Source organism: Intrasporangium zincisolvens, assembly GCF_034724055.1.
Lineage (GTDB): Bacteria > Actinomycetota > Actinomycetes > Actinomycetales > Dermatophilaceae > Monashia > Monashia zincisolvens.
Window position 1 is genome coordinate 1 of sequence record NZ_JAWIIL010000007.1, and the last position, 14,242, is coordinate 14,242.

Consider the following 14,242-nt stretch of genomic DNA (forward strand, 5'->3'; position numbering starts at 1 on the left):
ACCGCGTCGTCCCGCACCGCACCCGGGTCCTCGTCCTGGACCGGGACCGCGGCTGCCGGTTCCCCGGCTGCCCCACCAGCTCGGCCGACTACCTCGAGGTCCACCACCTGACGCACTGGCGCGACGGCGGCCTCACCGACCTCGACAACCTGGCCTGCCTGTGCACCTTCCACCACGACAGCCACCACCGAGGCGAGTACGCCATCACCGGCGACCCCACCACAGCGGACGGGCTCCGGTTCGACACCCGACAGGGCTGGCCCATCGGCCCACCGACCAGATCACCTAAGCCATCGCCCGACACACCCATCGGGCCGCCGCCACGGCCCCGCCGACCACGACCACGCCTCGGCCGCAGCTACCCCGCCCCGACCGGCGGCACCCTGCACCTGCACCTCGTCGACCTGACTCCGTCACGCGCAGCGCCCCGACGGGAGTGAGCGCTCCGCGCTCGCAGGTCATGCGCAGCAGACGGGGCCCCGACGAGGAGATGACAGGTGTCACGGCGAGGTCATGACCTTCGCCGGTGACGCGTCGGGCCCCGGGGGGCCACGCTGGTGCCATGACCAGGGACACCACCCCCGCCCAGAGCGGGACCGCCGTGCCGAGCGGCACCGGCACCGGCGCGAACGTCGACAGGCCGGCGACCACCGCCCCCGCGATCCTCCTGCGCGACCTCGTCCGCACCTTCCACCCGCTCCGCGGCTCGGCCGACACCGAGGTCCGCGCCGTCGACGGCGTCGACCTGCGGGTCGAGCAGGGCGAGATCGTCGCCTTCCTCGGCCCGAACGGCGCCGGCAAGACCACGGCCCTCGACATGGTCCTCGGCCTCACCGAGCCGACGAGCGGCACCGTCGAGGTCTTCGGCCGCCGCCCGCGCGCGGCTGTCATCGAGGGTCAGGTGTCGGCGGTCCTGCAGACGGGTGGCCTGCTGCGCGACCTCACGGTGCGCGAGACCGTCCGCATGATTGCGTCCACCTACCGCAGTCACGCCCCCGTCGACGACGTCATCGCCCGTGCCGGTCTCGCCAAGCTCGCCGACCGACGCGTCTCCAAGTGCTCAGGCGGGGAGCAGCAGCGCCTGCGCTTCGCCCTCGCGCTGCTGCCCGACCCGCGCCTGCTCATCCTCGACGAGCCGACCGCCGGCATGGACGTCACGGCCCGGCGCGACTTCTGGGACACGATGCACGCCGATGCAGACTCCGGCCGCACCGTCGTCTTCGCGACGCACTACCTCGAGGAGGCCGACGCCTTCGCCGACCGGATCGTCCTCATCGCGCAGGGCCGCATCGTCGCCGACGGCACCACCGCCGAGATCCGCGCCCAGGCCACCGGGCGCACCGTGTCGGCCGAGCTTCCCGCGTCGACGCTGGCGGCTTCGGTCCAGCGCCTCCGGGCCCTCGACGGCGTCCGCTCGGTGGAGGAGCGCGGCTCGCGCGTCGTCGTGTCGGCCGCCGACTCCGACGCCGTGGCCCGCCTGCTGCTCGTCGAGCTCGGCGGCCGCGAGCTCGAGATCCGCAGCGCCGGGCTCGAGGAGGCCTTCATGGCCCTGACCGGCGACACTGGTGCCGACGGCGCCGCCACCCCGACCCAGAACGACCGTCCGCAGGAGCTCGTCCGATGAACGCCACCTTCACCCTGCTCGAGATGCGCCGCATCACGCGGGACTGGTCCGCGATGTTCTTCACCGCCGGCCTGCCCGCGTTCTTCTACCTCATCTTCGGCGCGACGGTCGACGCCAAGGGCCAGGACATCGGCAACGGCAACGTCGCGATGTACGTCATGATCTCGATGGCGGCCTACGGCGCCGTCACCGCGACGACGAGCATCGGCGGCAACGCCGCGGTCGAGCGCGTCCAGGGCTGGGGCCGGCAGCTCGGCCTGACGCCGCTCGCCGACTCGTCGTACATCGCCATGAAGGCGGTCATCGCCATGACCGTCGCCGCCGTGCCCGTCGTCATCACCTACGTGCTCGGTGCCGCCACCGGGGCCCGTGGCTCGGCCAGCGCCTGGATCGTGAGCGCCCTGCTCACGCTCGCCGGCTCGGCCGTGTTCGCCCTCTACGGGCTCGTCATCGGCACGGCGTTCCGGTCCGAGGCGTCGGTCGGAGCCGCCGCCGGCACGCTCGTCATCTTTGCCTTCCTCGGCAACCTCTTCATCCCCCTGTCGGGGGCGCTGCTCACCTTCGCGAAGTTCACGCCGCTCTACGGCTACGCGGCGCTGGCCCGGTACCCGCTGACCGAGGGGTACCTGCCCGACGGCACGCAGGACCCGCTGTGGCTGCCGATCGCCAACGTCCTCGTGTGGGCGCTCGTCTTCGGTGGGCTCGCCACCTGGTTCGTCCGCCGCGGGCGGGAGCGTCAGTGACGCCGTTCCGGGCGTCCCGGCGCCGCGTCCCGGCCACCCGGTCCGACCTCCCGTCGGGCCGGGTGGCCGAGTCGAACCCGTGGGAAAGGTGGGGGTGGATCGTCCAGTCGGTCTGGCTCGTCTTCCTCGTCTTCCCCGTCGTCGCGATCCTCACCGGCCACCTGCCCGCCTGGCAGGTCGTCGTCGGCCTCGTCGTCACCGCCGCGTTCGGCGCCGTCTACGCACGGGGGGCCGCGCACCTCAACGCCCTCGAGAGGGAGTGCACGCCGTCCTACCGCTGGGGCGTGCTCTACGTCGGCGCGCTCGTGGCCTGCATGGCGGTCATGGGGCTGATCATCGGCTTCGAGGCCATCAGCTACCTGCCGTTCGTCGTGTCGTTCGGCATGTTCGCGCTGCCTCGTCCGGTGTCGCTCGCCCTCGCGGTGCTCGCGGTGGTCTCGTCCGCTGTGCTCGCGGCGGTCACGGACGGCGACGAGGGTGCGTGGGTGGTCGTGGCGATCGTGTTCGCCGTCGCTGTCATGACCGGCGGCGTCCGGCTCATGAGCGACCGCGGCCGCGCCTACGACACGATGTCGCGGGAGCTCGCCCTCGTCGCCGAGCGCGAGCGGGTCGCCCGCGACGTCCACGACGTGCTCGGCCACTCGCTCACCGTCGTCACGGTCAAGGCCGAGCTGGCCGAGCGGCTCGTCGACCTCGACCCCGAGCGTGCCAAGCGCGAGCTCGCCGAGATCCAGGTGCTGAGCCGCCAGGCGCTGGCCGAGATCCGTGAGACCGTCGGCGGACTTCGCCAGGCCCGGCTGGACAACGAGCTCGCCTCGGCGAGAACGGCGCTCGCCGGCGCAGGCATCCAGGCACTCGTGCCCGAAGACCCTGCTGCCGTCGACCCCCGGCACCGCACCGTCCTCGCGTGGGTGCTGCGCGAGGCCATGACGAACGTCGTGCGGCACAGCGACGCCGACGCGTGCTGGGTCGAGCTCGACTCGAACCGGCTCACCGTCCGCGACGACGGCCGCGGTCTCGAGGACCGTCCCGAGGGCAACGGCATCCGCGGCATCCGTGAGAGGGTCGAGGCCGCCGGGGGCCGGCTCTCGCTCGCCACCGGACCGGAAGGACACGGGACCGTGCTGGAGGTGACGCTGTGAGCGACCCGATCAAGGTGCTGCTCGCCGACGACCAGGCCCTCGTGCGTGGGGCGCTCGCCGCGCTGCTCGCCCTCGAGAGCGACCTCGAGGTCGTCGCCGAGGTCGGCCGCGGCGACGAGGTCGTCGACGCCGCGCGCACGTCGGGCGCGCAGGTGTGCCTGCTCGACATCGAGATGCCCGGCCAGGACGGCATCGCCGCCGCGGCCGCCGTGCGCGACTCCCTCCCCGGCGTCCGGACGCTCGTCGTCACGACCTTCGGGCGTCCGGGCTATCTGCGTCGCGCCCTCGAGGCGGGCGCGTCGGGCTTCGTCGTCAAGGACACCCCCGCGCGCCAGCTCGCCGAGGCCGTCCGACGCGTCCACGCCGGGCTGCGCGTCGTCGACCCGTCGCTGGCCACCGAGTCGCTCGTCGACGGTGCGAACCCGCTGACCGAGCGCGAGCGCGAGGTGCTCACCGTCGCGCTCCGGGGCGGCACCGTGGCTGTGATCGCCGGGCACGTCCACCTGTCGCCGGGCACCGTGCGCAACCACCTCTCCTCGGCCATCGGCAAGACCGGCACGTCGACGCGCGCCGAGGCCGCCCGGGTCGCCCAGGAGCGCGGCTGGCTCTGACGAGTCTGGGCGCCCGCTCCACGACTCATGGGTCGTGGCTGGGAGAACGGCAAAGGACCGACGCGTCCGTGGGAAACACTTCGCAAACTCCGTGGCGCCGGACCTCGCGAGGCCCTGTGGGGGCAGGGGGCGTGGCTAGCGTGCGTGACGCGTCCGGGCTCGCCGACCGGATCGCCTTCGGCACCACCTCTGTCGTCCAAGGAGATCCACCATGTCCCGACCCTCACGCCTGGCCCTGGCCGGCGGTGCGGTGAGCGCCCTCGCGGTGTCCGCCCTCGCCCTCGGCAGCGTCTCGGCCGCCGGCGCCGCCACCGCGACCGACACGGCGACCGCCCCTGCGTCCCACGGCACCCGCACCTCGACGCCGATCAAGCACGTCGTCGTCATCTTCGGCGAGAACGTCTCGTTCGACCACTACTTCGGCACGTACCCGCAGGCCGCCAACCGCGCCGGCGAGACGCTCCAGGGCACCACGACGCCGGCGCCCGCCTTCCACGCGGCCCCGAACACCCCGCGGAACGTCGCGACCCTCGCCCACGACGGCCTGCTCGCCCCGAACAACCCGAACGCCGAGCAGCCGACGCGCCTCACTCCGGGCCAGGCGGTGACCTGCGACCAGGACCACACGTACACCAACGAGCAGAAGGCGTTCGACGGTGGCGCCATGGACCGGTTCGTCGAGTACGTCAGCAAGGACACGTGCAAGCCAGGCCGCTACGCCACCCCCGGCCTGACGATGGACTACTACGACGGCAACACCGTCACCGCGATGTGGAACTACGCGCAGAAGTACGCGATGAGCGACAACTCCTACAGCACGACCTTCGGGCCGAGCTCGCCCGGCGCGATCAACCTCGTGTCCGGCCAGACCCACGGCGTGCGGGAGTTCACCGCCGCCAGCGACCCGGCCCACCCGACGCCCGTCGTGCCCACCTCGAGCGACTACACGGTCCGCGTCCCCGACGCGAACGGCGTCGGCACCATGACCAACGACCCCGACCCGGTCTACGACGACTGCTCCAACAGCAGCCACACGACGTCGAACACCCTCGCCGGCATGCAGGACTCGAACAAGAACGTCGGCGACCTGCTCAACACCAAGGGCGTCTCGTGGGGCTGGTTCCAGGGCGGCTTCCGCCCGACGACGGCCGCGGACCCGGCCGCGGGCACCCCGGCCGTGTGCCTCGCCACGCACACCAACGTCGCCGGCGTCAGCTCGACCGACTACAACCCGCACCACGAGCCGTTCCAGTACTACGCGTCGACGGCCAACCCGCACCACGTCGCCCCGGCCTCGACGGCCGAGATCGGCCACGCGGGCCCGGCCAACCACCAGTACGACCTCAGCGACTTCGACAAGGTCGTCGGCACCGACCAGCTGCCGGCCGTCACCTTCCTCAAGGCCGCGAACTACCAGGACGGCCACGCCGACTACTCCGACCCGGTCGACGAGCAGCGCTTCGTCGTCAAGGAGATCAATGCGATCCAGCAGTCGCCGAACTGGAAGGACACCGCGATCGTCCTGGCCTACGACGACTCCGACGGTTGGTACGACCACCGCGCCGCCACGCTGACCAACGCCTCGAACAGCCCCGACGACGCCGCCCTCTGCACCGCCGCGGCGGCGTCGGGCGTGCCCGTCGAGGGCGGCTACCAGGACCGCTGCGGCCCCGGCCCGCGCCAGCCGCTGCTCGTCGTCTCGCCGTACGCCCGTACGAACTTCGTCGACCACACCCCGACCGACCAGGCCTCGATCCTGAAGTTCATCGAGGACAACTGGGGCACCGGACTCGTCGGTGACCACTCGGCCGACGCGCGCGCCGGCTCGCTCGAGCACCTCTTCCACTTCGCCACCGCGAAGGCCCCGAAGGTCCTGCTCGACGCGTCGGACGGCACCGTCGCGTCCGTCGAGCCGGTGCACGGCTCGTCCCACCGCTGACGCCGCAGCCGTTCATACACACCGCCCGAATCTCCTGCGCCAACCACCGGACACGCCGTCGTGACCCATTCGTGTCCGGTGGGTTCGGCGCGCAACCTCCCGCGGGGGGTCCCCCGACCGCTACAGTCCGCTCGCGCGATCCCGCGTCCCACCTGAAACCACAGGGAGCCTCACATGGAGTGGTACACGAAGGTCCTGCAGAACTACGTCGGCTTCTCGGGGCGCGCGCGGCGCACCGAGTTCTGGATGTTCGCGCTGTTCAACGCCATCATCGCGGGTGTCCTCAACGTGCTCTGGCGCGTGACGGACGTCGGCGTCTTCTACTGGCTGTACGTGCTCTACGCGGTCGCGGTCTTCCTGCCGAGCCTCGCGGTCGGCGTGCGTCGCCTGCACGACACCAACCGCAGTGGCTGGTGGATCCTCATCGGCCTCATCCCGATCGTCGGGGCGATCGTCCTCATCGTCTTCTACGCGACCGAGGGCAACCGCGGCGCCAACCAGTACGGCGAGGACCCCAAGGCCATCGAGTCCGGCGCCGCTCCGGCGACCGCCTGACGCCTCACCGCGCGAACGCCCGACGCCGTCCACCTCCGGGTGGGCGGCGTCGTCGCTCGTCCGGGGTCCTTCGGGATCCGAACGGCCTGTCGTGTCGAAAGGCGTCGCCACCGGTCGACGTCGTGGTGGAGGCTGGGACCGACTCGGCCCGACCGCACCGACCGCACCGACCGCACCGACCAGAGGAGAACCCATGCGCTACCTACTCATCCACCGCCTCGACGAGAGCCGGCCCGAGGCGTGGAACCCGAGCCCCGAGTTCATCGACGCGATGGGCGCGTTCATGACCGAGTGCGCCGAGTCCGGCATCCTGCTCGCCGCCGAGGGGGTCCACCGCAGCGACGAGGGCGCGATGGTCACCAAGCGGTCCGGCGGGAGCCCGTCGGTCACCGACGGCCCGTTCACCGAGGCGCGCGAGGTCGTCGGCGGGTTCGCCGTCATCGACGTGGCCTCCAAGGACGAGGCCGTCCAGCTCGGCACGCGCTTCGCCGACCTCTTCCCCGAGGTGTCCGTCGAGGTGCGCCGCGTCATGGAGTTCGAGGACCTGCCCGAGGACATCCAGGAGCAGCAGGGCTCGCACGTCATCGACGCCGCGCAGGGCCACCGCGACGCCTGACGCGCCGACCCGCGGCGCCGACCCGTGGCGTCGATCCGTGGCGCCCCTCCGCCCGGCCCGCTAGCGTCGGGCTCGTGAACATCATCTTCGTGGAGCCGTCGTTCCCGGCCAACCAGCGTCGCTTCGTGCAGGCGCTGGCCGCCGTCGGGGCGAACGTCTACGGCATCGGCGAGTCGGAGGAGGGGCACCTGGGCGACGACCTCCTCGGTGCCCTGCGCGGGTACTACCGCGTCGGCTCGGTCACCGACGTCGGGCAGATGGTCGACGCCGTGCGCTTCTTCCAGGACAAGGTCTGGATCGACGCGCTCGAGGCCGTCGTCGAGGCGCACACGATGCCCGCCGCGCAGGTGCGCGAGGCGTGCGGCATCCCCGGCACGAGCGTCCGCACGACGTGGCTGTGCCGCGACAAGCCGTCGATGAAGGATGCGCTGCGCGAGGCCGGCGTGCCGACCGCGGCGAGCGCGGCCGTCGACTCCGCCGCCGAGGCAAGGGATTTCGCCGAGCGGGTCGGGTACCCGCTCATCGTCAAGCCGCGCGCCGGCGCGGGCGCGCAGGGCACGACCCGCGTCGACGACGACCGCGAGCTCGAGGCGGCCCTCGGCGCGTTCGGTGCCGAGGGTGCCGGGTCGATCGCCATCGAGGAGTTCGTCGAGGGGCACGAGGGCTTCTACGACACCATCACCGTCGGCGGGGAGGTCGTGCACGACTGGGCCACGCATTACTACCCCAACGTGCTCGAGGCGATGCGGCACCGCTGGATCTCGCCGGAGTTCGTCACCACCAACCGCATCGACGAGCCCGGCAACGCCTTCTACGCCGAGGTGCGCGAGCTCGGCCGACGCGTCATCAAGGCCCTCGGCATCGAGACCTCCGCCACCCACATGGAGTGGTTCTACGGGCCGAAGGGCCTGCGCTTCAGCGAGATCGGCTGCCGCCCACCCGGCGTCGGCGCCTGGGACCTCTACTCCGCGGCCAACGAGGTCGACGTCTACCGCGAGTGGGCCCACGTCATCACCCACGGCGGGCCCGAGCAGCCGATGCGGCGCACGTACTCGGCCGGCATCGTGGCGCTGCGACCCGACCACGACGGCGTCATCCAGGGCTACTCCGGCATCGACGAGATCCAGGCCCGCTACGGCGAGTGGGTCATCGACGGCCACTTCCCCCCGCAGGGCACCGGCACCCAGCCGGTCGAGGCCGGCTACATGGCCAACGCGTGGGTGCGGGTGCGCCACCCCGACTACGACACCGCCCGCGCCATGCTCGACGACGTCGGGCGCACCATCCGCGTCCACGCGGGCTGAGGGCTCGTGCCGGAGACCATCCTCCTCGGACCCCAGCGCTTCACCACGACGGTGCAGCCGGTCGTGCGCTCCCTCGACGTGCCCGGACGCGTCGCGTTCACCAACGCCGGCTGGGAGGAGCGCGAGTCCGACGACGGCGAGCTGAACGGCCTGCTCGACGAGCGGGGAGTCAACCTGCGCCTGCACCACCGGATGATCGACGTGCTGACCAAGGACGAGCGCGTCGCCGCGGCTGCCCTCGCCTTCCGTGACCGCCAGGACGAGCTGCGCACCTTCTACGGCCTGCGGCTGCAGAGCGCCGTCGACGCGGTGCACGCCGTCGCCCACCGCACCTCGCTGCACGGCGTCGGGCCGATGGCCGTCGACGCCGCGATCGAGGCCGTGCGCGAGGTCGACCGCTGGTACGAGGCCGAGCTCGCCGAGCTCTACGCGTCGACGTTCGCCCGCAGCCCACGCGAGGAGAGCGGGCTCATCGGCTGGCACCGCGGCGAGATCAACGCCGTCCTCGACGAGTGCGGGGCGCTCGTCGTCGCCGGCGGCAACGTGCGGACGCTGCTGCGCACCCTGCGCCTCTTCGACGTGACCCCCCGGCCCGAGCAGCACGTCGTCGCCTGGTCGGCCGGCGCCATGGTCCTCACCGACCTCGTCGTGCTCTTCCACGACCACACGCCGCACGGCGTCACGGCCGCAGAGGTCCACGACACCGGGCTCGGACGCGTCCCGGGCGTCCTCGTGCTCCCGCACGCGCGGCGTCGGCTGCGCCTCGAGGACCACGAGCGGATGGCGGTGCTCGCGCGAAGGTTCCCCGTGCACCGGCTCGTCCTGCTCGACGACGGCGCCGTCGTGCGACTGGAGGCCGGTTCCGCCGTCGATGAGGCCGGCCCGCTGCCACAGGGCACCCGCTACCTCGACGCCACCGGCCACGTCGCCGTCGAGGGGGCCGCATGAGCCCCCCGACGCGCCTCGCCATCAACGGTCTGCGCGACCGGCTGCCGCTCGACGGGCCGGCCATCGACCGGTTCATCGCCCGGTGGGGCTGCCCCATCGTCGAGGGCGAGCGCGCCACCTTCCTCTACCGCGGCGACGTCGACGAGGCGTGGATCCGCCACCGGGTCGTCGGGCTGCCGGACCCCTTGCCGCTCAAGCGGATCGGCGAGTCGGACCTCTGGGCCGTCACCACCGTGCTGCCCGAGGGCTCACGCGTCGAGTACCAGGTGGAGATCCGCAAGGGCGAGCACTACGAGCGCTTCAACGACCCCCTCAACCAGCGCCTCGCCCACAGCCCGATGGGGTCGTCGTCGGTGTGCGCGGCCGTCGGCTACCGGGTGCCCGACTGGGTGGCCTTCGACCCCGAGGCGCGCCCGGGCACCCTCGTCGAGGAGGTCGTGCGCAGCCGGGCCCTGCGCCGCGAGCAGCCCGTGCAGATCTACCTGCCGGCGCGGTTCAACCGGGCCCAGCGCTACCCGCTGCTCATCGTCCACGACGGCACCGACTACCTGCAGTACGCGGCGATGAAGACCGTCCTCGACAACCTCATCCACCGCCTCGACGTCGACCCGCTCGTCGTCGCGTTCGTGCCGCCGCGCGACCGGCTCAAGGAGTACCCGAACCACGCCCCGCACGCCCGGTTCGTAGCCCGCGAGCTGGTGCCGCTGCTCACCGACCGCCTGCCACTGCTCGACGCGCCCGAAGCCCGCTGCCTCATGGGGTCCTCGTTCGGCGGCATCGCGTCGCTGTCGACGGCGGTGCGCTACCCGGGCGTCTTCGGCTCGCTCGTGCTGCAGTCGGCGTCCCTCGTCTTCACCGACATCGGCTTCGACCACGGCGGCGGGCCGGCGTTCGACCCGGTCGTGAAGTTCGTCAACCGCTACCGCGCCAAGCCGACCGCGGTCGTCGACCGCATCCACATGTCGTGCGGCGTCTACGAGCCCCTCATCACGCCCAACCGGTCGATGGTCCCGGTGTTCCGCCACACCGGCATGCGGGTGCGCTACACCGAGGCCCGCGACGGCCACAACTGGGAGAACTGGCGCGACCGCCTCGGCGACGCGCTCACGTGGGTCTTCCCGGGGCCGCAGAAGTACGTGTACGAGTGACCGACCAGTGACCGACGCGAGCTGAGGAGCTTGACCCATGAAGGTGACAGACCGCTGGTACTCCGACCGGCTCGAGCAGGACATCACGGTGGCCCGCTGGGGCACGTGGGGCACCCCGGTGCTGCTCTTCCCGACCGCCGGGGGTGACGCCGAGGAGGTCGAGCGCCACAAGCTCGTCGCCCACCTCATGCCGCTCGTCGACGCCGGTCGCGCCAAGCTCTACTCCTGCGACAGCGTCGCCGGGAAGGCGATGGCCGAGCGTCAGGGCTCGACCGAGTACCGGATGGCCCTGTTCAACGCCTTCCACGACGCCGTCGCCTCCGAGATCATCCCGGCGATCCACTCCGACAGCGGCGGCCCGATGCGCGTCGTCGTCGCCGGGGCGTCGATCGGGGCCTTCAACGCGCTCGCCGTCGCGTGCCGCTACCCGCACCTCGTCGACGCCGCGGTCTGCATGAGCGGCACGTACTCCATCGAGAAGTTCATCGGCGGGCCCTTCACCGAGGACCTCTACTACAGCTCGCCGCTGCACTTCCTGCCCGGCCTCGAGGGCCCGTCCCTCGAGATGCTGCGGCACCGGATGATCGTGCTGGCCTCAGGCAGCGGCCAGTGGGAGGACGTCGGCGAGGCCTGGGCAGTGGCGGACGTCCTCGGCGCCAAGGGGATCCCGAACCGCGTCGACGACTGGGGCCCTGCCTACGACCACGACTGGCCGACGTGGTGGGCCATGCTGCCGGCCTACCTCGACGACCTGCTGCCCTGACGCCGTGGCCACTCAGTCCTCCGTGACCGACACCCCGCCCGACGCGTCCGGCCTGCCGTTCCTGCTGCTCACCTCGCGGCTCGACGACGGGCTCGCGGCGCGGGAGCGCGAGGCCTTCGTCCGCCTCACCGGGCTGCCCGACCGACGCGTCGCCCACGTGCGGATGGAGCAGGGCCCGTTCACCCCGCTCGACGCGTCGGCGTACGCGGGCGTCGTCCTCGGCGGCAGCCCGTACACCGTCACCGACCCCGAGGCGCAGAAGGCGCCGGAGCAGCGACGCGTCGAGGCCGAGCTCACCGTGTTCCTGCGCGGTCTCGTCGACGACGGGGTCCCCTACCTCGGCCTCTGCTACGGCATCGGGGCCACGGGCCTGGCCCTCGGCGGCGTCGTCGACCGCACGTACGGCGAGCCGGTCGGCACGACCACCGTGAAGGTCACCGGCGCCGGACGCGACGACCCGCTCTTCGCCGACCTGCCCGAGGTGTTCACGGCCTTCGTCGGCCACAAGGAGGCGTGCAGCGAGCTGCCGCCCGGCGCCGTGCTGCTCGCGACGAGCGACCCGTGCCCGGTGCAGGCCTACCGCGTCGGCGAGCGGGCGTGGGTCACCCAGTTCCACCCCGAGCTCGAGCTCGACACGCTCGTCGAGCGCATCCACGCCTACGCGAACCACGGCTACTTCCGACCCGAGGAGAAGGACGACCTCATCGCGTCGGTGCAGGCCGCCGACGTCGAGGCCGCCCACGACGTCCTCCGCGCCTTCGTGCGCACCTTCGGCTGACGCGTCGCGCCCGGCGACGCGGCAGCGGGCCGACGACGTCGCCTGGGTCCGACGACCTGTCGCCCGAACGAGGCCGTTGCACGAACCTGCAGCCCGAATCGCCGCCCCGGCGCGGCGGGGTGCCCTAGGTTCGGCCCCATGTCGGCGCCGACGCCCGTGCCCACCCGTGACGCCTACGGCGGGATCGTCGACGGCCTCGGCCGGGCCGCCCTCGTCGTCGCGGCGGTCGTCGTGGCCGTCGCGGTGGGGCTCCTGGGCACCCATCCCACCCCGCTCTCGGAGCTGCGCACGGCCATCGCGTCGGGGCAGGTCCACGACCTCCGCGTCGCCGGCACCCTGCCCGAGGGGGCGTCGGGCTTCGCCACTGCGTACGTGCGCTGGTCAGCCGGCGGGTTCGACCGGCTCACGACGGTGCGCCAGGTGAGCAGCCCCGACCAGGGGGAAGGGGCAAGGTCCGACGTCGTGGTCGGCAGCATCGAGCAGCACCTGCGCGAGGTCCAGGGCGCCGGCGTCCTGCGCATCGTGCACGACGAGTCGGCGCGGCCGACCGGCGGCTCGATGGTCGGGATCGAGCTGCCGTCGTGGGTCGTGGGCGGCGCACTGCTCGTCTGGGTGCTCTCGCTGCTCCTGCTCGTCATGGGCCCGGAGCCCTCGCGGGCCACCCGTTGGGGGTGGTTCTGGCTCCTCGTCAGCACCTTCGCTCCGCTGACCACCGTCCTGTTCCTCGTGCTCGGCGAGCCGGCGCAGCGCCGGTCGGGCGAGCCGGGCCGGCGTCGGCGGTTCGGCGGTGGCAGGGCCTTCGTCCTCATGCTGCTCGTCGGCGGATTCGTCTGGTCCCAGCGGTAGGACCCGCGCCCTGCCGCCCCTCGTTACCCTCGAGGCATGAGCCGGATCTTCACCACGAGCGTCGCGTCGGTGTACCCCCTCTACGTCGCCAAGGCCGAGCGCAAGGGGCGCAGCCAGGCCGAGGTCGACGAGGTCATCGAGTGGCTGACCGGCTTCGACGACGCCCGGCTGCGCGAGCACCTCGACGCCGGCACGACCTTCGAGGACTTCTTCGCCGACGCCCACCTCAACCCCAACGCCTCGCTCATCACGGGCAGTGTCTGCGGCGTCCGCGTCCAGGACGTCGAGGACCCGCTCATGCAGAAGATCCGCTACCTCGACAAGCTCGTGGACGAGCTGGCCAAGGGCAAGGCCATGGAGAAGGTCCTCCGCGCCTGACGTGACCGGGCGGAGCAGGTCGAGCGGGCGGAGGCGCTCGGGTGGGCGGAGGCGCCCCGCCCGACCGAGCCCATGCACCCGCCCGACCCTCCCTCTCCCTCTCATCGAGTGAGCACTGAGTCCCAGGGGTCTCAGGGGTCCCAGGGCTCACGTGACGGGTGGGGCTGGTGTGACGGGGTGCTCACTCGATTGGGAGGGGGAGGGGCCGGGCCGCACGGCGAGGGGACGTCCGGCGCGGCTCGTGGCGGTCCGTCGGGGGCGCCTGACGCGGGCGCCTGAGGTGATCGTCGACGCTCAGTCGTCGAAGGTGTTCCAGCAGATCGGGCTGCGCAGGCGCTGGTCGTCGAGGACGAGCTCGCGGACGGCGCCCGGCAGCTGCGCGCGCTGCCAGTCGCGCTCGCGCAGGCGTGCCGCTTCCGCCTCGCCGGCGGGTGCCGACGACGACGCCGCCCGGATCGCGTAGGCGGCGGCGCCCAGCTCGTGCGCGGCGACGTGCGCGACGGCGACGGCCTGCCCTGCAGACAGGGCCGCGAACCGGGCCGGGTCCGGCAGTCCCCGCCCGGCAGCGTTCGCCGCGAAGGCCGCGTTGTGCGCGACGCGCATCGGCACCTCGCCGCGGATCCACCGGCGGCTGATGTCGAACGCCTCCCGGACGCGCGGGTCGCCGGTGCCGGCGGCGTCGAACAGGGGCAGCACGTGCTCGGCGCACACGAGCGCCCACTCGGCGAGCAGCCGGTGGTCCTCGTCGGTCAGGGTGCCGCCGCGGCGGATCGTGACGAACCGGGGGTCGCGCGGCATCGGCAGGATCGGCACCCGCCCATTCTCGCCCCGTGGGCCGTCCAGATGG

Annotated in this window: 16 protein-coding genes; 15 read left to right on the forward strand and 1 reads right to left on the reverse strand. The window is 72.6% G+C overall.

Going from position 1 to position 14,242, the window contains the following annotated elements; translation table 11 throughout:
• From RY076_RS17070 to RY076_RS17140, 15 genes are all read left to right on the forward strand, one after another.
• A partial coding sequence (locus RY076_RS17070) for an HNH endonuclease signature motif containing protein (RefSeq protein ID WP_323100204.1) occupies positions 1 to 440 on the forward strand: 440 nt, incomplete at its 5' end.
• Between the two features lie 122 nt (positions 441 to 562).
• Positions 563 to 1,624 (forward strand): ABC transporter ATP-binding protein, encoded by a 1,062-nt coding sequence (locus RY076_RS17075; RefSeq protein ID WP_323100205.1) that lies wholly within the window; start codon positions 563 to 565, stop codon positions 1,622 to 1,624.
• Positions 1,621 to 2,367, forward strand: a complete 747-nt coding sequence (locus tag RY076_RS17080) for an ABC transporter permease (RefSeq protein ID WP_323100206.1) — start codon at positions 1,621 to 1,623, stop codon at positions 2,365 to 2,367. Before RY076_RS17075 ends, RY076_RS17080 begins: the two co-directional genes overlap by 4 nt.
• Positions 2,364 to 3,509, forward strand: a complete 1,146-nt coding sequence (locus tag RY076_RS17085; protein ID WP_323100208.1) for a sensor histidine kinase — start codon at positions 2,364 to 2,366, stop codon at positions 3,507 to 3,509. The genes RY076_RS17080 and RY076_RS17085 overlap by 4 nt, the downstream gene beginning before the upstream one ends.
• Positions 3,506 to 4,120: a response regulator transcription factor gene (locus RY076_RS17090; protein ID WP_323100209.1), complete on the forward strand. Its 615-nt coding sequence runs from the start codon at positions 3,506 to 3,508 to the stop codon at positions 4,118 to 4,120. The genes RY076_RS17085 and RY076_RS17090 overlap by 4 nt, the downstream gene beginning before the upstream one ends.
• Positions 4,121 to 4,331: 211 nt before the next feature.
• A complete protein-coding gene (locus RY076_RS17095; RefSeq protein ID WP_323100211.1) occupies positions 4,332 to 6,059 on the forward strand; it encodes a phospholipase C in 1,728 nt (575 codons plus the stop codon).
• 174 nt (positions 6,060 to 6,233) lie between these two features.
• Positions 6,234 to 6,614: a DUF805 domain-containing protein gene (locus RY076_RS17100; RefSeq protein WP_323100212.1), complete on the forward strand. Its 381-nt coding sequence runs from the start codon at positions 6,234 to 6,236 to the stop codon at positions 6,612 to 6,614.
• 193 nt (positions 6,615 to 6,807) lie between these two features.
• Entirely contained in the window at positions 6,808 to 7,230 is a 423-nt protein-coding gene (locus tag RY076_RS17105) for a YciI family protein (protein ID WP_323100213.1), read from the forward strand.
• A 74-nt stretch (positions 7,231 to 7,304) separates the two neighbouring features.
• Positions 7,305 to 8,534: an ATP-grasp domain-containing protein gene (locus tag RY076_RS17110; protein ID WP_323100215.1), complete on the forward strand. Its 1,230-nt coding sequence runs from the start codon at positions 7,305 to 7,307 to the stop codon at positions 8,532 to 8,534.
• A 6-nt stretch (positions 8,535 to 8,540) separates the two neighbouring features.
• Complete coding sequence (locus RY076_RS17115; protein ID WP_323100216.1) at positions 8,541 to 9,482, forward strand: type 1 glutamine amidotransferase family protein; 942 nt, start codon at positions 8,541 to 8,543, stop codon at positions 9,480 to 9,482.
• Positions 9,479 to 10,630, forward strand: coding sequence for an alpha/beta hydrolase (locus RY076_RS17120; RefSeq protein ID WP_323100218.1), 1,152 nt, complete (start codon positions 9,479 to 9,481; stop codon positions 10,628 to 10,630). Before RY076_RS17115 ends, RY076_RS17120 begins: the two co-directional genes overlap by 4 nt.
• Before the next feature lie 37 nt (positions 10,631 to 10,667).
• On the forward strand, positions 10,668 to 11,393 hold the full coding sequence (locus tag RY076_RS17125; RefSeq protein ID WP_323100219.1) for an esterase family protein: 726 nt from the start codon (positions 10,668 to 10,670) through the stop codon (positions 11,391 to 11,393).
• 22 nt (positions 11,394 to 11,415) lie between these two features.
• Positions 11,416 to 12,171, forward strand: coding sequence for a glutamine amidotransferase (locus tag RY076_RS17130; RefSeq protein WP_323100221.1), 756 nt, complete (start codon positions 11,416 to 11,418; stop codon positions 12,169 to 12,171).
• Positions 12,172 to 12,309: 138 nt separating this feature from the next.
• Positions 12,310 to 13,017 carry a hypothetical protein gene (locus tag RY076_RS17135; protein WP_323100222.1) on the forward strand — a complete coding sequence of 236 codons (708 nt, stop codon included), beginning with the start codon at positions 12,310 to 12,312 and terminating at the stop codon, positions 13,015 to 13,017.
• A gap of 36 nt (positions 13,018 to 13,053) precedes the next feature.
• Complete coding sequence (locus RY076_RS17140) at positions 13,054 to 13,395, forward strand: DUF2200 domain-containing protein (RefSeq protein WP_323100223.1); 342 nt, start codon at positions 13,054 to 13,056, stop codon at positions 13,393 to 13,395.
• A gap of 294 nt (positions 13,396 to 13,689) precedes the next feature.
• Here the strand turns inward: RY076_RS17140 and RY076_RS17145 are convergent, their stop codons facing one another.
• Entirely contained in the window at positions 13,690 to 14,208 is a 519-nt protein-coding gene (locus RY076_RS17145) for a putative immunity protein (protein ID WP_323100224.1), read from the reverse strand.
• Positions 14,209 to 14,242: the final 34 nt, after the last annotated feature.

What these genes read in the sequence shown, in the direction of transcription:
- RY076_RS17075 (WP_323100205.1), top strand. Translation starts at nt 563, where the DNA reads ATGACCAGGGACACCACCCCCGCCCAGAGCGGGACCGCCGTGCCGAGC.
- RY076_RS17080 (WP_323100206.1), top strand. Translation starts at nt 1,621, where the DNA reads ATGAACGCCACCTTCACCCTGCTCGAGATGCGCCGCATCACGCGGGAC.
- RY076_RS17095 (WP_323100211.1), top strand. Translation starts at nt 4,332, where the DNA reads ATGTCCCGACCCTCACGCCTGGCCCTGGCCGGCGGTGCGGTGAGCGCC.
- RY076_RS17100 (WP_323100212.1), top strand. Translation starts at nt 6,234, where the DNA reads ATGGAGTGGTACACGAAGGTCCTGCAGAACTACGTCGGCTTCTCGGGG.
- RY076_RS17105 (WP_323100213.1), top strand. Translation starts at nt 6,808, where the DNA reads ATGCGCTACCTACTCATCCACCGCCTCGACGAGAGCCGGCCCGAGGCG.
- RY076_RS17120 (WP_323100218.1), top strand. Translation starts at nt 9,479, where the DNA reads ATGAGCCCCCCGACGCGCCTCGCCATCAACGGTCTGCGCGACCGGCTG.
- RY076_RS17125 (WP_323100219.1), top strand. Translation starts at nt 10,668, where the DNA reads ATGAAGGTGACAGACCGCTGGTACTCCGACCGGCTCGAGCAGGACATC.
- RY076_RS17135 (WP_323100222.1), top strand. Translation starts at nt 12,310, where the DNA reads ATGTCGGCGCCGACGCCCGTGCCCACCCGTGACGCCTACGGCGGGATC.
- RY076_RS17140 (WP_323100223.1), top strand. Translation starts at nt 13,054, where the DNA reads ATGAGCCGGATCTTCACCACGAGCGTCGCGTCGGTGTACCCCCTCTAC.